This window comes from Nocardioides sp., assembly GCA_037045645.1.
Lineage (GTDB): Bacteria > Actinomycetota > Actinomycetes > Propionibacteriales > Nocardioidaceae > Nocardioides.
In genome coordinates this window covers 2,178,955-2,204,082 of sequence record JBAOIH010000001.1, presented here as the reverse complement: position 1 = coordinate 2,204,082, position 25,128 = coordinate 2,178,955, and the positions used below count along the sequence as shown (strand labels likewise).

Sequence of the window (25,128 nt, the reverse complement as noted above, 5' to 3'; positions counted from 1 at the left end):
AAGAACAAAGTTGGGCGCAAGAGTCATAACGTGTAACTGCCGTCACGAGCGGTCGGGTGCTGCCGACTGGTGGCTAGGGGAGGGTCAGCCGAGTCTCGAAGCTGTAGCGGCTCGCCGCATAGACGTGAGTGCCGTATTCGACGATGATGCCGTCCTCGTCCATGGTATCGCGCTGCATGGTGAGCAGGGCGGCGCCCGCCGGCTCACGGAGCAGGGCCGCCTCCTCTTCAGTCGCGTTGCGCGCGCCCACAACCTGGACCGCGGAGAAGAGCTGGACGCCCGACTGCCGCATCAGCTGGTAGAGACCACGAGTCGCCAGGTCTTCTGCCGTGAACCGCACCAGATCGCCGGGAAGGTAGTTGGTCATCACGGCGATCGGGCTCCGCCCCGCTCGGCGCAGCCGCTTCAGCGCCACCACCTCGGCGCCCTTCGCCACCCGTAGATGCTGGGCCACCTCCGAGGTTGCGACGACGCGGTCGAAGGACAAGACGCGGGTCGTCGGCTTCTGCCCGCCTCGGCTGAGGTCGTCATAGAGGCTGGTGAGCTCGAGGGGGCGGCGTACCTTGGGCTGAACGACACGGGTGCCGATGCCGCGGCGGCGCACGATCAGGCCCTTCTCGGAGAGTTGGCGCATCGCCCGCCGCAGCGTGGGACGAGACAGGTCGAGTGCGTCGGCGAGATCGATCTCGTTCTCGAACAGCGTCCCCTGGGGGATGTCCCCGGCCACGATCGCCGTCTCCAGATATTCAGCGACCTGATGATAGAGCGGCACCGGGCTGCGCCGGTCGATCGTGAAGTTGCGGAGAACCTCGTCCGACGAGTCGAGTTTGGCGGTCATTAAGTCAGTATGTCAGGTCAAGAGCTCCGAAGCGGGATGTCCTCTCGCCGGTTCTTGACGCGAGTGGTCAGGATGTAGGATTGTAAGGACAAAAGATCAGACTTGAGGAGCTACCCATGACCACCATCTCCCACTGGGTCGGCGGCGAGGCGTTCGCCGGCGACTCCGAGTCCACCGCCCCCGTCTTCAACCCCGCGACCGGGCAGCAGCAGGCCGAGGTGCTGCTGGGCTCCAAGGCGGACGTCGAAGCGGCGATCGAGTCGGCGTGGCAGGCCTTCCCGAGGTGGTCGCAGACCTCGGTCAGCGCCCGGACCAAGGTCCTCTTCGCCTTCCGTCAGCTGGTCAACGCAAACGCCGAGCGGATCGCCGCTGCGATCACCGACGAGCACGGCAAGGTCCTCTCCGACGCACTCGGGGAGGTCCAGCGTGGTCTCGAGGTCGTCGAGTTCGCGTGCGGGATCCCCAGCATGCTCAAGGGCGACTACTCCGACCAGGTGTCCACCGGCATCGACACCTTCTCCTTCCGCGAGCCGCTCGGTGTGGTTGCTGGCATCACACCCTTCAACTTCCCGGCCATGGTGCCGATGTGGATGTTCCCCGTCGCCATCGCCTGCGGAAACACCTTCGTGCTCAAGCCCAGCGAGCGCGATCCCTCCGCAGCAGTAATGTTGGCCGAGTTGTGGAAGCAGGCGGGGCTGCCGGACGGCGTCTTCAACGTCGTGCACGGCGACAAGCTCGCGGTCGACACGATCCTCGACTCGCCCCGGGTGGCTGCGGTCTCCTTCGTCGGCTCCACCCCGATCGCCAAGTACATCTACGAGCGCGGGACCGCCAACGGCAAGCGGGTGCAGGCCCTCGGCGGAGCCAAGAACCACGCCATCGTGATGCCCGACGCCGAGCTGGACTTCGCCGCGGACCACCTCTCTGCCGCGGCCTTCGGCTCCGCGGGCGAGAGGTGCATGGCGATCTCAGCAGCCGTCGCAGTGGGTTCGGCCGCTGACCGCATCGTCGATGCAGTCAGCGAGCGGGCGCGCACGGTCAAGGTCGGCTCCGGTCGGGACTCGGCCAGCGAAATGGGCCCGGTGGTGACCAAGCAGGCCCAGGAGCGGATCCTGGGACTCATCGACAGCGGGGAGTCGCAGGGAGCACGTCTGGCGGTTGACGGCCGGGGGCTCTCGGTCGACGGCTATGAGGACGGGTTCTGGGTCGGGCCAACGGTGATCGACGAGGTCACCACCGAGATGGACGTCTATCAGCAGGAGATTTTCGGGCCAGTGCTCTCGGTCGTGCGCAGCGACTCCGTCGACGAGGCCATCGAACTGATCAACAGCAACCCCTTCGGCAACGGCACGGCGATCTTCACCAACTCCGGTGAGGCGGCCCGCCGCTTCCAGCGCGGAGTCCACGTCGGCATGATCGGCATCAACGTGCCGATCCCGGTGCCGATGGCCTTCTATTCCTTCGGTGGCTGGAAGGACTCGCTGTTCGGCGACCAGCACGTCCATGGGCCTGAGGGCGTCGGGTTCTACACTCGGGCCAAGGTCGTCACCTCTCGGTGGCCCCAGGTGAGCCACGACAGCGGGGCGAAGCTTCCACTTCCCGACCGCCAACTGAACGGCCGAGAGCACACCGGACTGGAGGACCCATGTCGCCCCTGGATCTGCTCACGGTGGGGCGAGTGGGCGTGGATCTCTATCCGGAGCAGTCCGGAGTGCCTCTCAAGGACGTGCGGACCTTCGCCAGGTCCCTGGGTGGCACTGCCACTAACGTGGCGGTGGCCGCGGCGCGACTCGGCCACCGCTCCGCGGTCCTGACCAAGGTCGGGGCTGACGGGTTCGGGGAGTTTGTCCGCGAGGAGCTGGCCCGGCTCGCCGTGGACACGGCCTTCGTCGGGGCGGCCCCCGATCTGCAGACACCGGTCGTCTTCTGTGCGCTCGATCCCCCGGAGGACCCGCCGTTGACTTTCTATCGGTCGCCGATCGCCCCCGACCACACCCTCACCTCCGCTGATGTTCCCTGGAACGCGATCTCATCGGCCACGGTGCTGTGGGTAACGGGCACCGGTGTCAGCGTGGAACCGGCCCGGTCGACCCAGCTGGAGATCCTGCAACGACGCAACAGACCCCAACCCGGCTCGGGGCGCTGGACCATCCTCGACCTCGACTGGCGGGAGAGGTTCTGGTCGTCGGTGGGGGAGGCGCGCGCCTACTTCGCCCGCATGCTCGACTGCGTCACCGTCGCGATCGGCAACTGTGACGAGGTCGAGGTGGCGGTCGGGACCCGGGACGCACACGAGGCCGCCGACCGGCTGCTCGGCAAGGGTGTCGAGATCGCGGTCGTCAAGCTCGGCGCCCAGGGTGTACTCGTGGCCACCGCACATCAGCGTCAGGTCGTCGCGCCCCACCAAGTCGAGGTCGTGTGTGGCCTCGGCTCGGGCGATGCCTTCGGCGGGGCGTTCGTCCACGGGCTGCTCTCGGGGTGGGACCCGGTCCGCTGTGCCGCCTATGGCAATGCCGCGGGCGTGCTGGTGGCCTCGCGACTGGCCTGTGCCGAGGCGATGCCGACGAAGGCGGAGGTGGACTCGCTGATCGCGGCGCGGGAGGCGCCCCCGCCTGATCGGCATTGCCCAGGCGAAGGGTATTCATCGTGCTGATCGACAAGCGTCACGTCGCGTACGCCCTGCGCTGAACTCGTTGACGCCTAGTGGCTCCGAGGTCAGCGTGTCCCGCTTGATGATCTTGGAGCCGTATGTCTGCCTCTCACCACCCTGCCGTTGTACTGTCCGGCGTCTGCTCCCATGGCCGCGGCTGATCCGGCCCCGGCCTACCTGCGTTACGCGGGCGTTCTGGCGGCCTTACTCGCCACCGCTCGTGGCCTCTCGGTGATGGCGGGCATTGTCCGGGACGAGTCCGAGGGGCTGATCGAGTTGCTCCGGGGAACCGGCCTGAGACCGCGCGGCCTGCTGGCCTCTCGGACCATCGCGGCGGCCGTCGGTGTGGCGGTGCTGCTGCTCGCCGCTGCTGGCGGTGCCGCCCTCTCGGCGCCCGCTCTCGGGGCTACCCGCACGCACGCCGTACAACAGGTCCTCGGGCAATGGCCGGTGGCCGTGCTGTTCGTCGCAGTGGCGACCCTGATGGTAGCCATCGCGCCGCGGGCGTTCTCGATCCTGTGGCTACTGCTGGCAGCCGGCGCGGTCGTCGCCCTCCTCGGGACCCTGCTAGGGCTGCCGGAGTGGCTGATCAGGCACGGGCCATTCACGCAAGCGTGGCGCCGCGAGAGCCTGATCCTCGCCGGCATCGCCGTGGTGTTCGCCTGCGCGGGCGTGAGGCTGATCGGCCGCCGCGAGATGTCGACCTAGGTCACCTGAGACAATGGCGCAGTGAGTGACCAACCGACCTGCCCCGAGTGCGCGAGTGAACACACCTATGAACTCGGCGGCCTCACGGTCTGCTCACTGTGCGGGCACGAGTGGGACCCCGCGGACTCCGCCTCTGCCGCCGAGCCCGGCCGAGTGATCCGGGACGCGGTTGGCAATGTGCTGGCGGACGGCGACGATGTCACGATCGTGAAGGACCTCAAGGTCAAAGGCGCGCCGAAGCCGATCAAGGCCGGCACCAAGGTCCGCAGCATCCGACTCGTTGATGGTGTCGGCGACCATGACCTCGAAGCCAACGTCGAGGGGTTTGGCCCCATGCAACTCAAGTCGAGCGTGGTCAAGAAGGCCTGAGCCGCCACGCCGGCGCAGACGTGCTACCGGCACCTGCGCACCCACGGCGCCAGCTTGAACCAGGAGGCGATGACGGCCAACACGAGAGGCGAGATCGGCCTGGCTGGCCATTGGGCCAAGCTGATGTTGCATCACTTGTTCATCCACAAGGCCAAGGCCCGCTGGGGCTGGCAGTTCATCCCGGAGTGATCGACATGTCTGAATCCATCGATGAACCCGTCGCCGATCTCAGTCGCTCGCCGCTGCCGACGGAGCGCAGGCTGCGGTGCCGCAAGAGCGTCGTACGACAGGCCGTCAGGTTTGCCGTGATCAACCTGCGCATGGTGCTCAAGGGTCACCACTGAGCCTCCCGGTTGGCTGCAGCGGATTCGCCTACCCTAGGTCCGTGAATCCGACGATGCCCTTGAAGGACCTGATGCAGGTGCTCGATGTCATCGAGTCCATCGGATGCCGTTATTGGCTGGAAGGAGGATGGGGGATCGACGCGCTGGTCGGGCAACAGACGAGAGACCACCAAGACGTCGACGTCGACTTCGACGCCAGCCGCGAAGACGAACTCATCGCAGCCCTCGAGGACCTCGGCTATCACGAAAGGCTTGACGAGCGCCCGACTCGCCTCGAGTTGGAGGCATCCGACGGTCGCGTGGTCGACCTTCACCCGCTGCAGCTCGACCCGTCGGGGGACGCGCGACAGCAGGCACCCGATGGAACGTGGTGGCACTTCCGCAGCGAGTGGTTCACGACCGGACAGCTCGAGAACCGCACCGTCCCCTGCTACACCGCTGAAGGGCAACGCTACTTCCACAGCGGCTACCAGCTGCGTGGCGTCGACCTGCATGACCTGGCCACTCTTCACCGCCACTCTGGTCCCGCCGGGTAGCGGGACCCCAGGCGCCGCTCGACGATGAGCTGATCGCAGCCATCGCCCAACCCAAACCGCCGGGTCTGGCCAGTTGATATCCCGTGAAGCGGTTCGCCAACTCGTCCAACACGGTCATGACGACGGCGAGTGCCGCCGCTCTGGCTCATGTCGTGGTCGCCCTCGCCACCACGGCATGAGCACGGCAGACTGGTCGGCATGGAACCGATGACTCCGGCGTACGGCACCGGGCCCCTCCTGCTGATCGCGGCTCTGGCCGTGGCGGTGCTGCTCTTTCTCATCATGAGGATCAAGCTCCATGCCTTCCTCGCTCTGGTGCTGGTCAGCGTGCTGACCGCCGTCGCAGCCAAGATCCCGATGGGCGACATCCCCGCCGTCCTGCTCGGCGGCTTCGGCAGCACCCTGGCGTCGGTGGCCCTCCTGGTCGCACTGGGCGCGATGATCGGGCGCCTGCTGGAGGTGTCAGGGGGCGCTCAGAAGTTGGCCGACACGCTGATCGCGGGCTTCGGGGAGAAGCGCGCACCGTTGGCGCTGGGTGTCGCCTCGCTGCTCTTCGGCTTCCCGATCTTCTTCGACGCAGGTCTGGTCGTGTTCTTGCCGATCATCTTGACGGTGGCGCGGCGCTTCGGCGGATCGCTGCTCTTCTACGCGCTGCCCTCGGCGGGTGCCTTCGCCGCCATGCACGCGATCATCCCGCCTCACCCCGGCCCAGTCACCGCGGCGGACCTGCTGGGCGTCAACATCGGCGTCACGACCCTGATCGGCATTCCGGTCGCGGTGGTCACCTGGTACGTCGGCTCCTACTTGTTCTCCAAGTGGGCAGGCAAGAAGTTCGACATCGACATCCCCGCCACGATCCTCGGCGACATCAATGACTCGCCCGAGCCGACGGATGCCCGTTCGCCCACCTTCGGCACCGTCCTGGGCATCCTGCTGCTCCCCTTGGTGCTCATCTCCCTCAACACGGTGGTCAGCACTCTTGCCACGACCGGCACTATCGACGGCGACGCCTGGTGGGTTGGCATGCTCAAACTTCTCGGTACGACCGCCATTGCTCTGCTCATCACCGTGTTCGCCTCGATGTGGGCGCTGGGCCTGCGGCTGGGCCGCAGCAACCGGGATGTGGAGGGGCTTCTCAACGACGCCCTCGGTCCGATCTGCGCGATCATCCTGATCACCGGTGCCGGTGGCATGTTCGGCGGCGTGTTGCGCTACACCGGCATCGGCAATGCTCTGGCTGACTCGCTCAACGACATGGGTATGCCGCTGATCTTGGCCGCGTTCCTCATCGCTACCGGACTGCGAGTGGCCCAGGGCTCTGCCACGGTCGCGCTCACCACGACGGCCGGCCTGCTCTCGCCCGGAGTGCTCGGCAACCCTGAGATCTCCACCCTCCAGGGCGTAGCGCTGGTGGTCGCGATCGCCGCCGGAGCGACCGTGCTCTCCCACGTCAACGACTCCGGCTTCTGGCTGGTCAGTCGCTTCTTCGGCCTTTCCGAGTCGGTCACGCTGCGGACCTGGACGGTGATGGAGACGACCCTCGGCCTCACCGCGTTCGTCTTGGCTCTGGGCCTCTGGATGGTGGGTTGATGCCTCGACATGTCGTGTTCATGGGCGTCTCCGGCACCGGCAAGAGTGCTGTCGGACGACCGGTGTCCGACGCGCTCGGTCTTGTCTTCGCCGAAGGTGACGAGTTCCACCCGCAGGCCAACATCGACAAGATGTCGAGCGGGACACCCCTGACGGACGAGGACCGATGGCCCTGGCTTCGCGAGCTCGCCGCCTGGACCGCCCGTCACGCCGCCGCAGGTCAGGGCACCGGGGTCTCGTGTTCGGCGCTGCGCCGGGCCTATCGGGACGTCCTGCGTGAGGGTTCCCCGGACACCGTGTTCGTACATCTGGCCGGGACCGCCGACGTGATCACCGAGCGGGTGAACGCGCGTGAGCACTTCATGCCGGCCAGCCTGTTGCAGTCCCAGTTCGCCACATTGGAGGACCTCGCTCCCGACGAGAACGGCGTGACCGTCGACATCTCGGCGCCCCTCGACGACGTCATCGCCGAGGTGCTCGAGCGGCTGGACGGCCGCTGACCTGATCCGTCCGGAGGCCCCCGGATCCACGCGACCGAACACTTGACGTTAGGGTTGCCTTACTTAGGTAAGTCTAAGCAAAGTCAGGAGTTCTGGAATGATCAGTCGACCCACACTTCGACACCCGTACGTCCGCGGCCTCACGCCGCTGCTGGCCGCGGGGCTGCTCACCCTGACGGCCTGCGGCAGCGACGCCGAGTCGAACAGCACGCAGGTCGAGACCATCACGGTCACCGACTCGCGCGGCAGCGAGGAGGTCCCGCTCAACCCCGAGAGCGTCGTCGTGTACGACATGGGTGTCCTCGACACCCTCGACGCGTTGGGAGTGGACGCCGTCTCCGGCGTGGCCAAGGGCGCTGCCCCGTCCTACCTCGAGAAGTACGAGGGTGACGACTATGTCGGCGTGGGTGACCTCTTCGAGCCCGACCTTGAGGCGATTCCACAGACCGAGCCCGACCTGATCATCGTGGGCGGCCGTTCCTCGGAGATGCACGACACCCTTGCCGACGCCTTCGACGGTGTCCCCGTGCTCGACATGTCGGTGGACGAGACCGACTATCTGGCGTCGGCCAAGACCAACGTCCTCGAACTCGCCAAGATCTTCGACAAGACCGCCGAGGCCGAGGCGAAGTTGGCCGAGTACGACGAGCAGGTCGCCGAGATCAACGAAGGCGCCGCGGACGCCGGCACCGCGCTGGTGCTGCTGACGAGCGGAGGAGAGATCACCGCGTACAGCCTCAACTCCCGCTTCGGCTTCCTCCACGAGGATTTCGGCGTCGAGGCGGCGACCGGCGAACTTGGCGACACCGAGTCGCGCCACGGAGAGGCGGTCTCGTTCGAGTTCGTACGAGAGGCCGACCCCGACATGCTCTTCGTCGTCGACCGTGACGCGGCCATCGGCGAGTCGGGCGACTCCGCCGAAGAGGTCCTCGACAACCAGTTGGTCCACGCGACCAAGGCCTGGCAGGACGATCGGGTCACCTACGTGGACGGCGAGGCCTGGTACATCGTCGTGGGTGGCCTTACCGGCCTCGGCACCCTGATCGAGGAGATCAAGGCAGGCATCGCCTGATGTCGGCCTGAGGCCATGTCCACCCTTACCTCGCCCCGCGTACACACCCCGCCGATCGCCCTGGTCGGCGGGGTGGTCGGCGTGCTCGTCCTCGCGGCGGTCAGTACCACGATCGGGGTCTCGGCCCTCGACTTCGAGATCCTCATGGTCTCGCGGATGCCCCGCACGATCTCGCTCGTCCTGGCCGGCATGGCAATGGCCGTCTCCGGCCTGCTGATGCAATTGGCCGTGCGGAACCGGTTCGTCGAACCGTCGATGGTCGGCACCACCGAGGCGGCCGGCCTCGGTCTCGTGCTCGTGACGCTCCTGTGGCCCGGCGTCTCCCTGATGGGCAAGATGCTGTTCGCGTGCGTGTTCGCGCTTCTCGGCACCTGGATCTTCCTCAGGGTCGTACGCCTGCTGCCGGCGACCTCGACCGTCCTGGTGCCGGTGGTCGGGATGATGCTTGCCGGTGTCGTCGGAGCTGCCACGACCTTCCTGGCCTTCCAATACGACCTCATGCAGACCCTCAACAGTTGGATGACCGGCGACTTCTCCGGCGTACTGCGCGGCCGCTACGAACTCCTCTGGGTGGCGGCGGCGCTCGTGGCCATAGCCTTTCTCGCCGCCGACCGGTTCACCGTCGCGGGCATGGGGGAGTCCTTCGCGACCAGCGTGGGACTCAACTACCGCGTGGTACTCGCCCTGTGCCTGTCCCTCGTCGCGGTCATCAGCGCGGTCGTGGTGGTGACAGTCGGCGTCATTCCCTTCCTGGGCCTGGTGGTGCCCAATGTCGTAAGCATGCTGGTCGGCGATCACGCCCGTCGGGGCCTGCCGTGGGTGGCCTTGCTGGGCGCCGCGATGGTCCTGGCCTGCGACATCGTCGGTCGCCTCATCCGTTATCCGTACGAGGTGCCGGTCGGCTCCGTCATGGGTGTGGTGGGCGCGGTCATCTTCCTCTGGTTGCTGTTGCGCAGGAGCCCCGATGCCGCGCACTGACACCTCTCCTCACCGCACCCCGCAGCTCACCTCGGTCGCCGGCGCGCGCCCCGTCCTCCGACCGTGGGTCCGGGTCGGCATCCTCGCGACGGTCACGCTCGCCGTCATCGCCGGGTTCCTGCTGGCCGACACCAACGGCTACGCGGAGTTCGTGGTGCCGCTGCGGATCCGGCGCCTCGTCGCACTCGTCATCGTGGGCTGGGCCATCGCGGTGTCGACGGTGCTCTTCCAGACCGTCACCGGCAACCGGATCCTGACTCCGTCGCTGATGGGTTTCGACGCGCTCTACATCCTGCTCCAGACCGTCGTGGTCTTCGTCTTCACCGCGCAACTCTTCCGTGACACCGACCCCCGGTTGGTGTTCGTGGTCGAGACCCTGCTGATGGTGGCGTTCGCGCTGACACTCTTCCGCTGGCTGTTCACCTCGGGCCGGCGCGAACTGCACGTACTGCTGCTGGTCGGCATGGTGTTCGCGACCCTGTTTCGCAGTCTGGCGGGCTTCTTGCAACGGCTCATCGACCCGAGCGAGTTCCAGATCCTGCAGGACCTGATGTTCGCGTCGTTCACCACGGTCGACGAGGATCTGGTGTGGATCTCGGCGGCCATTGTCGGCGGCGCCACGGTGTTCGTCGTACGTCGCCTGCACGTCTTCGACGTGTTGGCGCTCGGCCCCGCCACCGCCACCAACCTGGGCGTCGACCATCGCCGCGAGGTGACCCGGGTCCTCACGGTCGTGGCCGTCCTGGTCTCGGTCTCCACCGCGCTGGTCGGACCGATCACGTTCTTCGGCCTGCTCGTCGCACACCTCGCCTATCAACTCGCCGGTACCCACCGCCATGCCGTGGTCCTGCCGATGGCCGGCCTAGCCGCGATCTGCACGCTGGTCGGTGGCCAGTTCCTCCTCGAGCGAGTCCTCGAGGTCACCACGACGTTGTCGGTCGTCATCGAGTTCGTCGGCGGCCTTACCTTCATCGCACTGCTCCTGCACCGAGCCCGGAGGAACCTCACATGACCATCCTCAGGTCCAGATCCACGCCGACGATCGACGCCGACTGCGACGGCATCCGTGCCGACGGGGTCAGCAAGGCATACGGCGCCACGGTCGTGCTCGACGCTGTCAGCCTCGACTTGCCGCGCGGCGGCGTTACAGCCCTCATCGGCCCCAACGGTGCCGGCAAATCGACGCTGCTCTCGGTCGTGGGGCGCCTGCTGCGGGCCGACGGAGGCCGGGTCACCGTCGACGGGCTCGACGTATCGAGCACGGCCTCCGACGTCTTGGCGCGCAAACTCGCGGTGCTGCGTCAGGACAACCACCTCGACATCCGCCTTTCGGTGCGCGACCTGGTGACCTTCGGCCGCTACCCGCACTCCAAGGGGCGCCCGGGATCCGACGATCTGGCCCACGTCGAACGAGCGCTGGCTCACTTCGACCTGACCGATCTGGCCGACCGGTTCCTCGATCAGCTCTCAGGTGGCCAGCGCCAGCGTGCCTTCGTGGCGATGGTGCTATGCCAGGACACCGACTTCGTACTCCTCGACGAGCCTCTCAACAACCTCGACCTGCGGCACGCCGCGACGATGATGCGTCGGTTGCGAGCCGCAGCTCGTGAGCTGGGTCGTACGGTCGTCGTCGTCCTGCATGACCTCAACGTCGCCTCGTGCTACGCCGACACGATCGTCGCCATGCGTGCGGGCCGGATCGCGGCCTGCGGCTCACCCGAGGAGGTCATCGACGACGAGGTGCTGACCCGCGTCTACGGACTTCCCGTCCGGGTCCACGAACTCGACGGGCAGCGGATCGCGACCTACCACGGCTGAGCTCACCGGCCGCGCCCCGCGGACCAGGTCCCTTCCTCGCCCAGGCGAGCGATGCGCCTCTCCGGCGGCGCTGTGCGACGATTCAGCGGCGCCCGTCGAAGCGCCACCCGGAACTACCGAAGATCGTCGGACGTTGGACCAGCGGATCCAGACTCTGTCGCCGGATTCGACGTGACACCCCCACCCAAAAACCACAAAGGAGTACGCGCCGCCGCGCATCGACCATGGACCCTTGGCTTTCGTTGCTCGTCGGCGTGTGCGTCGTCCTCCTCATCACGGGCGGGACTGCGTTCTTCGTGGCGCAGGAGTTCGCGTACATGGCCGTCGACCGGTCGCGTCTGACCGCGTCCGCAGCGCGAGGTGACGCCGCTGCGGCGCGCGCACTCGGCATCACCTCGCGCACCTCCTTCATGCTCTCGGGTGCCCAACTCGGCATCACGGTGACCGGTCTTCTGGTCGGTTATGTCGCGGAGCCGTTGATCGGTGTCGCGCTGGCAGACCTGGCCGGCGGGTCGTCCACGGCCTGGGCACTCGGCGTGGGATCGATCGTGGCACTGGGGTTCTCGACCATCGTGCAGATGCTGTTCGGCGAGTTGCTGCCGAAGAACTACGCGATCTCCCGGCCGGACGGGTCCGCGCGCTGGCTGGCCACCCCGACGCGGATCTACCTGGCGGTGATGAAGCCGCTGATCTGGTTCTTCGACAAGGCGGCCGAATTGTTCTTGAAGGCCATGGGCATCGAACCGGTTCACGATGTCGAGCACGCGGCGACCGCCAGCGATCTCGAACACGTCGTGGAACTGTCACGAGACAGCGGTGAACTCGACGACGAACTGTCCACCATGATCGACCGCATCATCGACTTCCCCCGCCAAGACGTCGGCCACGCCATGATCGCGCGCAGCCGGGTCGACACCCTGGCGAGCACGAGCACTCTGGCGCAGGCCAGGACGTCGATGAGCACCGGGTCAAGCCGTTACCCGGTCCTCGACGAGGGCGACAACGTGGTCGGCGTACTCCACCTCCTCGATGTATTGGGCGCCCCGCGGACCGAGGGGCCGATCACCGACCTGGTGCGACCGGCCCTGGTCGTACCAGAACTCATGAAACTGCCCGCGGCGCTGTCCCTGTTGCGTTATGAGAAGGAACGGCTGGCTTGTGTCGTCGACGAGTACGGCGGCTTCACCGGCATCCTCACCATCGAGGACCTGGCCGAGGAGATCGTCGGCGAGATCACCGACGAACACGACCCCGACGACCTCAACGCCGAACCCGTCGAGGACGACGGCATCTGGATCATGAACGGCGACGTCCACGTCGACGAGGTGGAGCGGGCCTTGCGCATCGATCTTCCCCCAGGCGAGTACGAAACGATCGCCGGCCTGGTCATCGACTCCGTGGGTGCACTCCCGGAGCAGGGTCAGACGGTCGACATCGCGTTGCCTCTCGACGCGACCGCGCTGCTGGAGGACGAGACCCCGATTCCGCTCACTCTCCACGTGGAGGTGCTGGAGATCGCCAATCACGTGCCCTCGCGACTGCGATTGACCCTGCCGGAGTCGGAGCCCGTCGTGGGGGAGTCCGACACGATCGAGGATGAGCGATGAGTACCACTGCCGTCATTGCCGCCACCGTCGCGATCCTGGCCGCGTCGGCGTTCTTCGTCGCCATCGAGTTCGCGCTGCTCGCCGCTCGACGTCACCGACTCGAGGAACGTGCCCACACCTCGACGGGTGCCCGCGCGGCCCTGCGGTCCGCGGCCGACCTCACCCTCGTCCTGGCCGGGGCGCAACTCGGCATCACGGTATGCACCCTGGCGCTGGGAGCGATCACCAAGCCGGCCGTCCACCACTGGCTGATGCCACCCCTGGAGTCGGTCGGCCTGCCCGTGGCGGTCGCCGACGTGGCCTCCTTCATCCTGGCGCTGTTCGTGGTGACCTTCCTGCACCTGGTCGTGGGGGAGATGGCGCCCAAGTCGTGGGCGATCGCCCACCCCGAGCGCTCCGCGACGCTCTTGGCGTTGCCGATGCGCGGCTTCATGTGGGCCACCCGGCCGCTGCTGCTGGCGATGAACAACTCGGCCAACCGCATCCTGCGCGCCCTCGGCATCGAGCCCGTCGACGAGTTGGCCGCAGCGCAGAGCCCCGAAGGGCTGCGCGCGCTGGTCGAGCATTCCGCGAACGTCGGCGCCCTCCAGTCGGCGTACCGCGCTCCCATCGAGAGCGCCATCGAGTTGCGCAGCCGCACCGTGGCGGACCTGCTCGACGATCGTCGCGATGTGGCGGCCGTGTCGACCGGTGCGACCGTCGCGCAGTTGCAAGAAGCCACGCTGGACACCCATCATCTGCGGATCCTGATCCGCGAGCAGGACGGCACTATCGCCGGCATGGTCCACGTGCGCGACACCCTCGACCTCGACCCGGACCACCCCGTCCAGCCACTCGTACGCGACCTGCTCCGTCTCGACATCAACACGGCACTGCACGAGGCACTGCGGCAGATGCGGGAGACCAGCAGCCATATCGCGGCAGTCGTCGACGATGCCGCCGAGTCCGTCCCGATCGGCCATCAGACCGGTGGTGTTCTCGGCGTCGTCACCCTGACCGACATCCTGAGCGAGCTCATCCCCGCGGCGTGAGGGTGATCGCGTCGGCTACGTGACCGCGTTGAGCACGAACGTACGCACCCGGTGGCGCACCGTGCGTACGGATGCCCCGCGTGCCACCTGGCCCGCCGCCGCGGCGACCGCCCCGCCCACAAGCCTCTGCCACCGCCTCCGGCGAGGCGTTCCCAAGCTCGTCGAGCGCTCCGACCAGTGGCGTGGTCAGTTCCAGGTGCAGTGCGGCGACTGCGGCTCGGCACTCTTCGGGCAGTTCGGCGGCCGAGTGCATCCGCGTGGGGTCATGTCCCTCGACGGCCGCGGTGAGTGCGCTGTCGACCCAGGCCAGCACCCGCTCGGCCGGGGTCGCGGCTCGAGACTGCCCGCGTTCGATGAGGATCCGGGTGCGGGTGAGCTTCTCCTCGACGGCCGCCGCCACCAGCGCGGCGGTGGAGGGAAAGTACTGATACAGGCTGCTGCGCGCGAGGCCAGAACCTGACGCTACGGCCGCCGGGGTGACGGCGCCGATGCCTTCGCGGCCGAGCAGATCGACGGCGGCCGCCACGATCGCCGCGCGCCGCTGCGCATGATGCTCTGCGAGCGTGGGGGCCTCGATCCTGGGCATGGCCACATCTTCCCAGACGGAGCATCTTTTCGACACATGTGTCGGCTTGTTTCTCGACGGTAGTGTCGATAACGTGGTTCTCTGTGAACGAACTCTCCGCTAATGGCAGTGCCACTGATGCCATGACTCCCGCGCGCTGGGCCGCGCTGCTCACGCTGGGCTTCGGCGTCAGCCTGGTCATCATGGACGCGACCATCGTCAACGTCGCGCTGCCCGTCGTCTTGGAAGATCTCCACCTCACCGCCGCAGACGCGCAATGGCTGAACGCGTCGTACGCGCTCGTCTTCGGCGCCCTGCTGCTCACGGTGGGCCGGATCGGCGACGTGCACGGCAGGCGTCGGGTCTTCCTCATCGGCATGGCGGTCTTCATGGTCGCATCCGTCGTCGCCGGGCTCGCCCAGAACGGCCAGATGCTGATCGGCGCGCGCTTCGTCCAGGGACTGGGCGCGGCCATGATCGTGCCGAGCACGTTGTCCACGCTCAATGCGATGTTCCAGGGCCGCGCCCGTGCGATCGCCTTCGCCGTGTGGGGTTCGGCGATCGGCGGGATGGCGGCGATCGGCCCCCTCGTCGGTGGTTGGGTGGCCACCGACGTCTCCTGGCGGGGAGCCTTCTGGCTCAACATCCCGGTCGGTCTCCTGGTGGTCATCGGCATCGTCAAGGCACTGCCCGAGACCCGCGATGCCAACGCCACCGACCTGCGCGACTGGGGCGGCGTACTCCTGTCCGCCCTCGGCATGGGTGCCCTCGTCTTCGCACTCATCGAGGCGGAGTGGTACGGCTGGTGGCGCCAAGACGACGGCGCCCTCTCGCCAGTGCCGTTCGTGCTCGTCGTGGGCTTGGTGCTGCTCGTTGGCTTCGTCTGGCTCGAGCGCGCTCGGGCACGTGCCGGCCGCGACGTATTGGTGGACCTCGGCCTTTTCGGCATCCGATCGTTTCGCAATGGGGCGATCGCGGCACTCATCGTCTCGTTCGGAGAGTTCGGCCTCCTCTTCACCCTCCCGCTGCTGCTTCAGGGGACGCTGGGGTATTCGGCCCTGAGCACCGGTGCGGTGATCCTGGTCCTCGCGGTCGGGACCTTCCTGGCCTCGGGCGCACTGCCGCAGCTGTCCCAGCGGATGTCGCAGCGCGAGATCGTGCGGATCGGGCTCTTCCTCGAAGCCCTTGCCGTGGGAGGGCTCGCGTGGTCGCTGTCGCTCGACGTCTCGACCTGGACGATTGCGGCGTGGCTGTTCCTGTACGGCTTCGGCGTGGGCTTCGCGACCGCGCAACTCACCTCGCTGCTGCTGGCCGACGTCCCCGTCGACGAGAGCGGACAGGCCTCCGGGCTCCAGTCGAGCGTGCGACAGATCGGCTCTGCCCTCGGCGTCGCGCTCCTCGGCGGCTTCCTCATCGCCCAACTCGGCCGAGCCACCCAGGAGAACCTCGCCTCATTGGGCCTGCCGACTGCCGCATCTGACCGCATTGTCACGGCGGTTCGCGAGTCGGCCGGGATCGCCATCGCGGGCTTCCAGTCCGACCCCGCGCAAGCAGCAATTGCCCGGGCGGCCAGTGAGGCCATGATCGAGGCCAGCCGGTGGACGACAGGGCTCGCGGCACTCGCGCTGGCAATCGGACTGCTCGCCACGATCGCGCTGCCACGCAATGCCGGCAGCGACCGCGAGAGTGCACCGGATGTCGGGCCGTGAGGGTCACCAAACCTCTACGGTGAGCAGGTGAATCAGGCATGGGACGCAGATGTCGTCGTGGTCGGCAGCGGCTTCGGTGGGGCGGTGACTGCCCTGCGCCTGGCTGAGGCCGGGCACCGTGTCATCGTGGCCGAGAAGGGCCGCCGCCTGTCCGACAGTGACCTGCTTCGTGCTCGGCGGGACCCGCGCGCCTATCTGTGGCAGCCGAGTGTGGGACTGCGAGGGTTCTTCTGGCAGCGGATCTTCCAGCACGTCGCCGTGATCGGGGGCACCGGTGTCGGGGGCGGTTCGATCGTGTGGGCCGGGGTGCTTCTGGAGCCCGGGGACGACTTCTACGCCGCGCCGGCGGTCGCCGATCTCGGCATCGATCGTGGCGAGCTCGCGCCGCATCTGGCGCGGGCGGCGCGGATGCTGGGGCGGGTCACCAGCGCGCACCATGGCCGGATGGACGACTACCTGCAGGCCGCAGCACGCGCTGCGGGCGCAGAGGACAGTTTCGGTCCCGTCCCGACCGCGATCCACTTCGGTCGCCCCGGCGTCAGCGAACCGGACCCGTTCTTCGACGGTCGCGGACCCGAGCGCACCGGCTGCCGCCTCTGCGGTGAATGTCTGCTGGGGTGTCCTTATGGCGCGAAGAACGAGTTGACCCGCAATTACCTGCACCTCGCCGAACAGGAGGGTGTGCAGATCCGTGCCGAGCACGAGGTGACCCGGTTGAGCCCGGTCGAGGGCGGCTACCTGGTCGAAACGCGGCATCCGTGGCGCAAGGATCGGCGTACGACGATCTCCGCCCGCCGGGTGGTCCTGGCTGCAGGTGTGCTCGGGACCCTGGAACTGCTGCACCGTTGCCGCGACGAACTCGGCACCCTGCCCGACATCTCGCCGCTCCTCGGCCGGCGCGTACGCACCAATTCCGAGGCTCTCACCGCCGTGCTGCAGCCGCCTGGAGACGACTTGTCGCAGGGGCCGACGATCTCCAGTCACTTCCACCCCGACGCGCGTACGCACGTGACACAGAACCGCTACATGGGTGGGTGGCACATGCGAGCCCAGTTGGGACCGATGGTGGACGACGATCGTCCTGGGCGCCGTGCCCGGCGGGTCCTCCGAGCACTGGCGTCCAACCCGCTCGCCCAGGCGCAGCTGATGGGTGCGCGGGACTTCCTGCGGCGCCTCACCGTCCTCACCACCATGCAACATCACGACAGCGAACTGGCATTGGAGTTGCGGCGCTCCGCGTCCCAGCCGTGGCGACGCACCCTGCGCTCCCGCCTGACCGACGGCACGCGACCCCCCAGCAACATCCCGATTGCCAACGAGGTCACCCGTGCCTTCGCGGCCGCGTCCGGCGGTCGAGCACTCAACCTCCTCGGGGAGTCGGTAGGTGGCCTGTCGGTCACCGCGCATGTGCTCGGCGGCGCGGTGATGGGGCCCGATGCGGCCCACGGGGTCGTCGATGCGCGACACGAGGTCCACGGTTATCCCGGGCTCTTCGTCGCCGATGCCAGCGTCATCCCGGCCAACCTCGGCGTGAATCCCTCGCTCACGATTACCGCGCTGGCTGAGCGGTTCGCCAGTCTCTTCCCCGCGCCGATCGATGATGCGATGCCGGCGCCTGACCCAGGTGACCGGATGGCGCACACCGTGGTGACTCTCAAGCGGGCGTGGGGTGGCCTGGCAACGCCTGCCCCTGAAGACCTGCTCCTGGAGGACGTGGGTGACCTGGCCGCTTCGTTCGTACCTCCACTGACCCGCATCGCGCCGCCGGGACTGGGTCTGATCGGCCTGCCGCACTGGTACGGCAAACGCTTCCGGCGCGCCGTCGGTTCGATCGCGGGCGTCAACCTCGTCCGACGAGGCGCCGACCTTGCCGAGGTGCTGCCCATGACCCTGGCTGTGGGCACCTCACTCTCGGACGGACGCCCGGCGCTGGTGGTCTCGTACGCAGTGGACGCGCCGCGACCGTGGCGCTGGGTGCGCGACGAGATCCGCTGGACGGCCGACGGGTCGAGTTTCGTGGGGATGACGTACGTCGACCTGCCCGGCGTACGACGCATCGGCGGGACGCCGTTCCTGCTGACGCCGACCGGTGAGGCGCCGCCCGGTCTCGACCTGGGCCACTGATAACTTCGAGGCTTCGGCAAGCAGAGGAGAGCCCCCGATGCGTGAACTCCAGCGCGTGATCATCGACGAGATGGGCGTACGCCCCCAGATCGACCCGGCCGAAGAGATCGAACGCCGGATCTCCTTCCTCGTCGACTATCTCCGCGCGACCCACACCCGCGGCTTCGTCCTCGGCATCTCGGGTGGTCTGGACTCGACGCTGGCCGGGCGGCTGGCGCAGTTGGCCGTCGAACGGGTCCGTGACGGCGGCGGTGACGCGCGATTCGTGGCGATGCGTCTGCCGTACAAGGTCCAGCAGGACGAGGCGGACGCGCAGGCCGCGGTCACCTTCATCGCCCCCGACGAGTGCCTCACCTACAACGTCGCCCCTGGCGTGGACGGCTTCGAGGCCGAGTACGACCGCGCGACGGGCCAAGAACTCTCCGACTTCACCAAGGGCAACACCAAGGCGCGCCTGCGGATGGTGGCGCAGTACGCCGTCGCGGGTGACCACAACCTGCTCGTCATCGGAACCGACCACGGCGCCGAGAGCGTGACCGGCTTCTTCACGAAATTCGGAGACGGCGCCGCCGACATCCTGCCCCTCTTCGGTCTCGACAAGGGCCAGAACCGTCGCCTGCTGGCGCATCTGGGTGCACCCGAGCGGCTGTGGCAGAAGGTGCCGACCGCAGATCTTCTCGATGACCAACCCGGCCGCACCGACGAGAACGAATTGGGCCTGACGTACGACGACATCGACGCCTACCTGGAGGGTCGAGAGGTCCCCGACGACGTCGCCGAGCGGATCGAGGAGAAGTGGAGCCGGACCCGGCACAAGCGCACCACCCCGGTCACGATCAGCGACACCTGGTGGCGCTGAGACTCACTCCTTCTCCACCAGGGCTTCCGGCCACCGCGCCGCGATCCGCGGCCAGGGCTCCGCGACTCCCGCATATCTGCGCGGATAGGCACTCATCCACGAGAGCACCAACTTCGACAGCCCGGAGAAAGGCGCGATCACCAGACCCAGCAGACCTGCGTGGTGGCGTACGGCCGCGAGTGTGTCCGCGAAGGTGTGGTCCTGGAAATCCAACACCTGCTGAGCCTCGGCGGTGTCCATCCAGTCGGTGGCATACCAGGAGTCGTCGACATCAGGGTCACTGGACGGCTTGTCCGGCAGTCCGCGGCGCATGCCTAAAGCGCGCGCGAACTCGTCGGTGAACTCGTGGTGCAGTTTCCGGTGCGACTCGTCGCCGCCGATCATCAGGATCTGCTGCGCAGCCGCTGCCTCGACGGCGTTGGCGAACGCCTTGCCTGCGTCACGTACGTCGACGGTGTGGATTCGACCGTTGCCCGGCATCGTCGACTCGAAATACATCACGGCGGGGTCGAGCCGGACGCTCTGCTCGATGTCGACCACCCCGCCCACGCGCAGGATCAGCCAGGGAAGTGCGGCCGATCGTACGAGCGTCTCCGCGATCGCCTTCTGAGCCGCGTAGACGTCTCGCGGCGCGATCGGCGTGTCGACGGTGAGCACTCCCTGCTCGCGATGCGGGTTGCGAGGGCCGTGCACGCCGATGCTCGACGCGTGGACGAAGCGGGGCGGGGGGTCCATCTCGGCCGCTGCGGCAAGGAGTGTTCGGGTCGATTCGACATTGACCCGACGAGCCAGGTCCGGATCTTCGAAGCACTGTGGCGGGATTACAGCGGCGAGGTGCACGATCGCCCGGGGGCGTTCCACGGCCAGGGTCTGGGAGACGTACGCCGGGTCGGTCAGGTCGCCCCACCGCACCCGCGCGCCGAGATGGGTGGCCGCGAATCGCCTGTTGGCCTTCGAGTCGCGCAGGCACAGCACGGTGTCGACTCGGCGCTCCAACAGGATCTGCGTCACTCGTCGCCCGATCAGGCCGGTCGCACCGGTGATCAGGACGGGGCGACCGGAGACGTCTGTCATGTGGTTCCTCTCGACACGGTGTCGCTGCTCGCCGCTAGTGTGCCGTGTACCCACTTCAGGGTGGGATGATCTCGATCGGACGACCCCAAGGGGAGGGGACTCGGATGACTCGCGGAATCCGGGCGGGACTGGCGGCCGGGCTCGCCGGGCTCGTGACCACCATGCTCGCGCCTCTCGCGGCCGGGCAGCCACCCGCAGTGCGAGCCGCGGCCGCACCCGCCGTGTCGGTGACGACCTGGGCGCTGCCGTCGTCCGAGGTCGGCCTGGCGTCGGCGAACCAGGGCCCGACGTACGGCCAGGGCGGCATCGTGTCGTGGAACGGCGCGTTGTGGTTCGCCGAGCAGGACGCCTACAAACTCGGCCGAATGGACCTTGCGGGCAACATCAGCGAGTTCCCGATCCCGGCCAGCATGGGGGAAGCGCCGTACGGTCCCTTCATGCTGTCAGCGGCGCGCGCCGACGAGTTGTGGCTGGTGCAGAAGGGACTGCCGCTCGAAAGCGTGGTCGGTGTCGCGGACCCCTCCGGCACCGTCTCCCTGGTCAAGGACATGGGCTACAACGGCATCGACGGCATTGCCGCCGATCCAACTGGTGGGACGTGGGCCATCTATGGCGATGGTGAGGGGATCGGCCACTTCGACCGCCCGACCAGCGAGGACTACCTCGAGCCGTTGCGCTACTTCCAGGGCAAAGTGGCGGCCGCTCCGGACGGATCTGCGTGGGTCGCCGACGGTTACGCGGTGATCAAGCGGGTCTCGCCAGATGGCCACATCGTGAACTTCCCGGTCCCCTCCTCGGGTGGCTCGCGATTCTCCGCGCTGACGCACAGCGGTGGGCGGATCTGGTATTCCAAGTTCTCTCCCGGCACGATGTTCACCAGCGCGTACGGTGGGGCGATCGGCGCGCTCACCCCGCAGGGCCAGGTCACGAGTTACCCGATGCCTGTCGAAGATCTCGTTCCGGTCGGCCTGACTCCGGCTGCCGATGGCGGCGTCTGGTTCGTGACCGGGTTCGGCACCGGCATCGGCCACCTCAGCGCGACCGGTCAGTACCGGTTGGCCAGCATCCCCGGCGGTGTCGAGATGGAGTCGATCACCGTCGGGCCGGACGGCAACATCTGGTTCGTCGACAACGACCTCAACCGCATCGGCACGATGACACTGGCCGACTTCGATGCCGCGACCTCGGCCACGCAGCCGCCCCCGCCGCCCCCGCCGGGTACTGTGGACCCGGCTCCGGGAAGGGTGGTCAAAGGACGAACTCCGACGGTGGTCAAGAAGCGCCGCGCAGTCGTCAAGATCCAGTGTCCGACCACCGCGACGGCAGGTTGTTCGGGCACGGTGAAACTGAGCCGCGTCAAGGGCCGCAAGGTCTTGACCAAGACCGCGACCTACGCGATCGAGCCCGGGCAGCGGGCCAAGGTCAGACTCCGCGTGACCACACGGGGCGTCCGGCTGCTGCCCCGGCGCAAACGGGTCAAGGTGGTCGCGGCGTTGAAGGCCGACGGCGGCACGTCGCGCACCACGCTAGTCCTGGTCCGGCGTTGATGAGTCCGCTACGGCTGTCCGGCTCGGTCGCGGTGGTCACCGGCTCGACTCGTGGGATAGGGCGAGCGGTGGCTGCCGCACTCCTGGACGAGGGCGCCGCCGTCGTGATCAACGGGCGCGACCCCGAGGCGGTGGCCCGGGCCCATGAGGAGTTGGCCGCCCAAGGCCAGGTCGCGGCGGTCGTCGGATCAGCCGCCGATCCCGACGTCGTGGCCCAACTTCAGGCCACGGCTGGCGAACTGGGCGATGTCGACATCCTGATCAATTGCGCCGGCATCGTCGAACCACCGGGGTCCTCGATCTTGTCGATCACGCCCGAGGACTGGCACGACCTGATCGCCAGCCACCTCACCTCCACCTTCGCGACCTGTCGCGCCTTCGCCCCCGAGATGGCGCAGCGTGGGCGTGGCGCGATCGTGAACACGGCCTCCCACGCGTTCACCGGCGTTTTCGCCGGCACCGGTTACCCGGCGGCCAAAGGGGGAGTGGTCAGCCTCACCTACGCCCTGGCCGCCGAGTTGCGCGAGCATGGCATCCGGGTCAACGCCGTCTGCCCGGGCGCCGAGACCCGGATGTCCACGGGAAGTGACTACTCCGATCACATCGAAGAACTGCACCGCCGCGGCATCCTCGACGACCTGACGTACGCCGGTGCCAGCGCCCCCGCGCCCGCCGCGTACGTCGCGCGCCTGTACGCCTTCCTGGCCAGTGATCTGGCCACGGACCTGACCGGCCGGGTCTTCTCCGGGTCAGGCGGCTACCTCGGGGGTTTCAGCCCACCCGCAGAGAAGTTGATCGCCTGGCGTGACCATGGCGCGCACCCGCCGTACACGCTGGACGAGATCGCCGCGGCGCTCAAAGGTGACTCCTCGTGAGCGAGCCAGGAGAATGGTCGTCGTGCCCACAGACGCAAGTGCGACGCCGGTTGTCCTCATCTCACCGGCCATGGCCGTCGGAGCGCGCTATTACCGACCGTTGGTGGAGGCATTCGAGCAGGTGGGCTGGTCGGCGCAGGCGCTCGGGCGGCGCGGCTTCGAGCCTGACCGGGATCGGGCCGGTCGCGCCCACGACTGGAGTTACGCCGACGAGATCGCTGACATCGCCGACGCGATCGCGCGTGTACGCGCCGAAGAGCCGGGGCGCACAGTGCTGCTGCTCGGGCACAGCCTGGGTGCTCAACTCGCCATCGGTCACCAACTGACCCACCCACCCGCTGACGGTGTGATCGCCGTCGCCGGTTCGGTTCCGCACTTTCGCCATTATGGAATGCGAAGTCTGGCGCTGCTGCTGATGGCCGGGGTGATCGTGCCGGTCACCACGACGGCGTTGGGCTATGTGCCCAAGCCGGTGTTCGGCGGGCCGGGAGCGCGCACGTTGATGCGCGAATGGTCCCGGATGGTGATAAGCGGCCAGACGCCGTTCGAGACACCGCACCTCGTGGCCGGTCCCGCCCTCTTCGTCAGCCTCGAAGGCGACGATCTGTCACCGGTTGCAGCGGTCGAGGGGCTGGCCGCGCTCTATGAACCCGAGGACGCGCAACGGTGGCACTATCGCCGCAGTGAGGCCCCGCTGGGTGGCTCCACTGATCACATCGCCTGGGTTCGCATGCCTGCGGCAGTTGTCGATCACGTCGTGGATTGGTGGAGTCGCTGATGGTCTTGCCGATGTGCACCGAGCGGCTCATGATCCGCTTCGTCGAGGAGGGCGACGTGGCGGCGCTGAGCCCGCCGACCGAGATCGGGCTCGTCGAGCGCGCCCATGCCTTGTGGGTAGAAGCCGTACGCACCCACGGGTTCACCCAGGCAGAGACGAGCTGGAATCCGCACCCCGATGGCCCAGGGGAGTTCTTCTTGCCTGGGCGGCACGAACTAGTCCGGCAGCCGGATCGGATCGTCCACGGAATACGGCACGTCGACGCCGGACTGGAGCGGCACCCGGAAGTGATGTACGCGGGCCACCTCGGGGTCGGCGATCACCTTGGGGCCGAGGCTGATCTTGTGGACCGTGCTGGTCAGCCGCGCGCACCGGTAGCGCACCAGAGACTTGAATCTGCGTGCCCAACGCGGATCCGGCAGCGCCACGAGGTCGTCGAACGACCATCGTCGGCTGTGCTGCGAGAGCACCGGTCGGCCGGGATCGTGACCGGTCGTGTCGACGTCGAGACTGCGGAAGCGGATCCGGGGGGCCTCGGCCGCGCTCGTCACCTCGCGCACGTTGCGCGGACCCCGCAACACCAGGTACTCGTCGACATCGAGTAGCGACAGCCAGCCCTTGCCCCGGTCACCGGCCGCGTACGGCGCCAATATCCCCGGGAAGTGCATCTGCTGTCGCCACGACAACGGGTCGACACCTCGCATTCGACCTGCGGCCAACTCCTCCTGGTGTCGCGCGCGCCAGGCGGCGGTCTGCGCCAGCCGTTCGGTCGGGGTGAGACCCTCGGCGTATTCGCCGATCTCGTCTCGCAGGTGGATCCCGATCGTGGCCGGCACATCCAACGACTTCAAGACACTCTGCGTGTCGTCGACTTGTCCGTCCAAGATGATCTGGAAGTCGTCGAAGCCGAGCCGCGAGTGATACTCGATCCACTCGCCGATCTTGTGCGCATCCCCACGCGTCAACGTCACGATGGTGTGCGCCATGGCGGGTCAGGCCTCCAGCCAGGCCCGGAACGCCGTGGAGTCGTACGGCCTGCCGAGGAAGTCTGCGACCAGATCCGCTGCATCCTTCGTGCCGCCCGCCCGCAGCACCCGATCGCGATAGCGCGTCGCCACCGCCGAGGCGAACAGGTCGTCGGGGTCGAACGCGGAGAACAGATCCTTCGAGATCACCTTCGACCACATGTAGGTGTAGTAGCCCGACGAATAGCCGTCCAGATGGCCGAAGGAGCAATGGAAGTGCGTGCCCTCGACGAACGGGAAGACGGCGTACGCCTCCTGCCGCGCGCGGACCAGTGTCGTCAGATCGTCGTCGCCGCCGTCGCTGTCGTCGTACGTCCGCACGTGCGTCTCCCGCGACAGTGAGGCGTAGAACATCTGTTGGCACGTGTGGTAACCCTTGCCGAACTCCTCGGCCGCGCGCATCTGGGCCACCAACTCGGCCGGGATCGGTTCGCCGTCGGGGCCGGAGGTGAAGGTGGCGAGCACGGCTGCGTCCCAGGCCCACTCCTCCAGCATCTGCGAGGGGAGCTTCGACGAAATCCCACTCGGTGG

General features: G+C 67.7%; 25 protein-coding genes. 20 read left to right on the top strand and 5 right to left on the bottom strand.

The annotated features are described in order from the left end of the window. Positions 1-73 precede the first annotated feature (73 nt). On the bottom strand, positions 74-838 hold the full coding sequence (locus tag V9G04_10960) for a GntR family transcriptional regulator (protein ID MEI2713779.1): 765 nt from the start codon (positions 836-838) through the stop codon (positions 74-76). 116 nt (positions 839-954) lie between these two features. Here V9G04_10960 and V9G04_10955 point away from each other — a divergent pair, with 116 nt between their 5' ends. From V9G04_10955 to V9G04_10890, 14 genes are all read left to right on the top strand, one after another. Beyond that, complete coding sequence (locus tag V9G04_10955) at positions 955-2,652, top strand: CoA-acylating methylmalonate-semialdehyde dehydrogenase (protein ID MEI2713778.1); 1,698 nt, start codon at positions 955-957, stop codon at positions 2,650-2,652. Beyond that, positions 2,550-3,491: a 5-dehydro-2-deoxygluconokinase gene (gene iolC, locus V9G04_10950; GenBank protein MEI2713777.1), complete on the top strand. Its 942-nt coding sequence runs from the start codon at positions 2,550-2,552 to the stop codon at positions 3,489-3,491. Before V9G04_10955 ends, iolC begins: the two co-directional genes overlap by 103 nt. 144 nt (positions 3,492-3,635) lie before the next feature. Further along, positions 3,636-4,196, top strand: a complete 561-nt coding sequence (locus tag V9G04_10945; protein MEI2713776.1) for a hypothetical protein — start codon at positions 3,636-3,638, stop codon at positions 4,194-4,196. A gap of 21 nt (positions 4,197-4,217) precedes the next feature. Further along, positions 4,218-4,565, top strand: a complete 348-nt coding sequence (locus V9G04_10940) for a zinc ribbon domain-containing protein YjdM (protein MEI2713775.1) — start codon at positions 4,218-4,220, stop codon at positions 4,563-4,565. A 194-nt stretch (positions 4,566-4,759) separates the two neighbouring features. Further along, positions 4,760-4,909, top strand: coding sequence for a hypothetical protein (locus tag V9G04_10935; GenBank protein ID MEI2713774.1), 150 nt, complete (start codon positions 4,760-4,762; stop codon positions 4,907-4,909). Between the two features lie 41 nt (positions 4,910-4,950). Continuing rightward, positions 4,951-5,445: a hypothetical protein gene (locus V9G04_10930; protein ID MEI2713773.1), complete on the top strand. Its 495-nt coding sequence runs from the start codon at positions 4,951-4,953 to the stop codon at positions 5,443-5,445. 198 nt (positions 5,446-5,643) lie between these two features. Continuing rightward, the gene (locus V9G04_10925) at positions 5,644-7,035 is read left to right on the top strand and encodes a GntP family permease (GenBank protein MEI2713772.1); all 1,392 of its coding nucleotides are present in this window, start codon (positions 5,644-5,646) and stop codon (positions 7,033-7,035) included. Then, positions 7,035-7,535, top strand: a complete 501-nt coding sequence (locus V9G04_10920; GenBank protein MEI2713771.1) for a gluconokinase — start codon at positions 7,035-7,037, stop codon at positions 7,533-7,535. The genes V9G04_10925 and V9G04_10920 overlap by 1 nt, the downstream gene beginning before the upstream one ends. A gap of 97 nt (positions 7,536-7,632) precedes the next feature. Then, complete coding sequence (locus V9G04_10915; GenBank protein MEI2713770.1) at positions 7,633-8,607, top strand: ABC transporter substrate-binding protein; 975 nt, start codon at positions 7,633-7,635, stop codon at positions 8,605-8,607. A gap of 15 nt (positions 8,608-8,622) precedes the next feature. Beyond that, positions 8,623-9,585 (top strand): iron chelate uptake ABC transporter family permease subunit, encoded by a 963-nt coding sequence (locus V9G04_10910; protein MEI2713769.1) that lies wholly within the window; start codon positions 8,623-8,625, stop codon positions 9,583-9,585. After that, on the top strand, positions 9,572-10,597 hold the full coding sequence (locus tag V9G04_10905; GenBank protein ID MEI2713768.1) for an iron chelate uptake ABC transporter family permease subunit: 1,026 nt from the start codon (positions 9,572-9,574) through the stop codon (positions 10,595-10,597). The genes V9G04_10910 and V9G04_10905 overlap by 14 nt, the downstream gene beginning before the upstream one ends. After that, entirely contained in the window at positions 10,594-11,403 is an 810-nt protein-coding gene (locus tag V9G04_10900; GenBank protein ID MEI2713767.1) for an ATP-binding cassette domain-containing protein, read from the top strand. Before V9G04_10905 ends, V9G04_10900 begins: the two co-directional genes overlap by 4 nt. Before the next feature lie 224 nt (positions 11,404-11,627). Beyond that, a complete protein-coding gene (locus V9G04_10895) occupies positions 11,628-13,010 on the top strand; it encodes a hemolysin family protein (protein MEI2713766.1) in 1,383 nt (460 codons plus the stop codon). Then, positions 13,007-14,041 (top strand): hemolysin family protein, encoded by a 1,035-nt coding sequence (locus V9G04_10890; protein MEI2713765.1) that lies wholly within the window; start codon positions 13,007-13,009, stop codon positions 14,039-14,041. Before V9G04_10895 ends, V9G04_10890 begins: the two co-directional genes overlap by 4 nt. Here V9G04_10890 and V9G04_10885 read toward each other — a convergent pair. Further along, the gene (locus tag V9G04_10885; protein ID MEI2713764.1) at positions 14,025-14,627 is read right to left on the bottom strand and encodes a TetR family transcriptional regulator; all 603 of its coding nucleotides are present in this window, start codon (positions 14,625-14,627) and stop codon (positions 14,025-14,027) included. The genes V9G04_10890 and V9G04_10885 overlap by 17 nt on opposite strands. A 122-nt stretch (positions 14,628-14,749) precedes the next feature. Here V9G04_10885 and V9G04_10880 point away from each other — a divergent pair, with 122 nt between their 5' ends. Genes V9G04_10880 through nadE form a run of 3 tightly spaced genes read left to right on the top strand, consistent with a single transcriptional unit; the run spans position 14,750 to position 19,298 of the window. Next, positions 14,750-16,315 (top strand): MFS transporter, encoded by a 1,566-nt coding sequence (locus V9G04_10880; GenBank protein MEI2713763.1) that lies wholly within the window; start codon positions 14,750-14,752, stop codon positions 16,313-16,315. 27 nt (positions 16,316-16,342) lie between these two features. Continuing rightward, on the top strand, positions 16,343-18,439 hold the full coding sequence (locus tag V9G04_10875; protein MEI2713762.1) for a GMC oxidoreductase: 2,097 nt from the start codon (positions 16,343-16,345) through the stop codon (positions 18,437-18,439). 37 nt (positions 18,440-18,476) lie between these two features. Continuing rightward, complete coding sequence (gene nadE, locus V9G04_10870) at positions 18,477-19,298, top strand: ammonia-dependent NAD(+) synthetase (GenBank protein ID MEI2713761.1); 822 nt, start codon at positions 18,477-18,479, stop codon at positions 19,296-19,298. 3 nt (positions 19,299-19,301) lie between these two features. Here the strand turns inward: nadE and V9G04_10865 are convergent, their stop codons facing one another. Continuing rightward, on the bottom strand, positions 19,302-20,372 hold the full coding sequence (locus V9G04_10865; GenBank protein ID MEI2713760.1) for an NAD-dependent epimerase/dehydratase family protein: 1,071 nt from the start codon (positions 20,370-20,372) through the stop codon (positions 19,302-19,304). Positions 20,373-20,476: 104 nt separating this feature from the next. On the opposite strand from V9G04_10865, the gene V9G04_10860 reads away from it, so the two are divergent. The 3 genes from V9G04_10860 to V9G04_10850 are packed head-to-tail and all read left to right on the top strand — an operon-like array spanning position 20,477 to position 23,572. Next, on the top strand, positions 20,477-21,919 hold the full coding sequence (locus tag V9G04_10860) for a hypothetical protein (GenBank protein ID MEI2713759.1): 1,443 nt from the start codon (positions 20,477-20,479) through the stop codon (positions 21,917-21,919). Beyond that, positions 21,919-22,794, top strand: coding sequence for an SDR family NAD(P)-dependent oxidoreductase (locus V9G04_10855; protein MEI2713758.1), 876 nt, complete (start codon positions 21,919-21,921; stop codon positions 22,792-22,794). Before V9G04_10860 ends, V9G04_10855 begins: the two co-directional genes overlap by 1 nt. Positions 22,795-22,816: 22 nt before the next feature. Continuing rightward, positions 22,817-23,572, top strand: coding sequence for an alpha/beta hydrolase (locus V9G04_10850; GenBank protein ID MEI2713757.1), 756 nt, complete (start codon positions 22,817-22,819; stop codon positions 23,570-23,572). A gap of 215 nt (positions 23,573-23,787) precedes the next feature. On the opposite strand, the gene V9G04_10845 is transcribed toward V9G04_10850, so the two are convergent. Further along, positions 23,788-24,558: a glycosyltransferase family 2 protein gene (locus V9G04_10845; protein MEI2713756.1), complete on the bottom strand. Its 771-nt coding sequence runs from the start codon at positions 24,556-24,558 to the stop codon at positions 23,788-23,790. A 6-nt stretch (positions 24,559-24,564) separates the two neighbouring features. Continuing rightward, a complete protein-coding gene (locus V9G04_10840) occupies positions 24,565-25,092 on the bottom strand; it encodes a M3 family metallopeptidase (GenBank protein ID MEI2713755.1) in 528 nt (175 codons plus the stop codon). Positions 25,093-25,128: the final 36 nt, after the last annotated feature.

Excerpts from the sequence above, each read along its gene's own strand:
- V9G04_10945 (MEI2713776.1), top strand. The coding sequence starts at position 3,636 with ATGGCCGCGGCTGATCCGGCCCCGGCCTACCTGCGTTACGCGGGCGTT.
- V9G04_10960 (MEI2713779.1), bottom strand. The coding sequence starts at position 838 with ATGACCGCCAAACTCGACTCGTCGGACGAGGTTCTCCGCAACTTCACG.
- V9G04_10855 (MEI2713758.1), top strand. The coding sequence starts at position 21,919 with ATGAGTCCGCTACGGCTGTCCGGCTCGGTCGCGGTGGTCACCGGCTCG.
- V9G04_10865 (MEI2713760.1), bottom strand. The coding sequence starts at position 20,372 with ATGACAGACGTCTCCGGTCGCCCCGTCCTGATCACCGGTGCGACCGGC.
- V9G04_10860 (MEI2713759.1), top strand. The coding sequence starts at position 20,477 with ATGACTCGCGGAATCCGGGCGGGACTGGCGGCCGGGCTCGCCGGGCTC.
- V9G04_10890 (MEI2713765.1), top strand. The coding sequence starts at position 13,007 with ATGAGTACCACTGCCGTCATTGCCGCCACCGTCGCGATCCTGGCCGCG.
- V9G04_10935 (MEI2713774.1), top strand. The coding sequence starts at position 4,760 with ATGTCTGAATCCATCGATGAACCCGTCGCCGATCTCAGTCGCTCGCCG.
- V9G04_10905 (MEI2713768.1), top strand. The coding sequence starts at position 9,572 with ATGCCGCGCACTGACACCTCTCCTCACCGCACCCCGCAGCTCACCTCG.
- V9G04_10915 (MEI2713770.1), top strand. The coding sequence starts at position 7,633 with ATGATCAGTCGACCCACACTTCGACACCCGTACGTCCGCGGCCTCACG.
- V9G04_10885 (MEI2713764.1), bottom strand. The coding sequence starts at position 14,627 with ATGCCCAGGATCGAGGCCCCCACGCTCGCAGAGCATCATGCGCAGCGG.
- V9G04_10920 (MEI2713771.1), top strand. The coding sequence starts at position 7,035 with ATGCCTCGACATGTCGTGTTCATGGGCGTCTCCGGCACCGGCAAGAGT.
- V9G04_10955 (MEI2713778.1), top strand. The coding sequence starts at position 955 with ATGACCACCATCTCCCACTGGGTCGGCGGCGAGGCGTTCGCCGGCGAC.
- V9G04_10925 (MEI2713772.1), top strand. The coding sequence starts at position 5,644 with ATGGAACCGATGACTCCGGCGTACGGCACCGGGCCCCTCCTGCTGATC.
- V9G04_10840 (MEI2713755.1), bottom strand. The coding sequence starts at position 25,092 with ATGCTGGAGGAGTGGGCCTGGGACGCAGCCGTGCTCGCCACCTTCACC.
- nadE (MEI2713761.1), top strand. The coding sequence starts at position 18,477 with ATGCGTGAACTCCAGCGCGTGATCATCGACGAGATGGGCGTACGCCCC.
- V9G04_10910 (MEI2713769.1), top strand. The coding sequence starts at position 8,623 with ATGTCCACCCTTACCTCGCCCCGCGTACACACCCCGCCGATCGCCCTG.
- V9G04_10900 (MEI2713767.1), top strand. The coding sequence starts at position 10,594 with ATGACCATCCTCAGGTCCAGATCCACGCCGACGATCGACGCCGACTGC.
- V9G04_10845 (MEI2713756.1), bottom strand. The coding sequence starts at position 24,558 with ATGGCGCACACCATCGTGACGTTGACGCGTGGGGATGCGCACAAGATC.
- V9G04_10880 (MEI2713763.1), top strand. The coding sequence starts at position 14,750 with ATGACTCCCGCGCGCTGGGCCGCGCTGCTCACGCTGGGCTTCGGCGTC.
- V9G04_10895 (MEI2713766.1), top strand. The coding sequence starts at position 11,628 with ATGGACCCTTGGCTTTCGTTGCTCGTCGGCGTGTGCGTCGTCCTCCTC.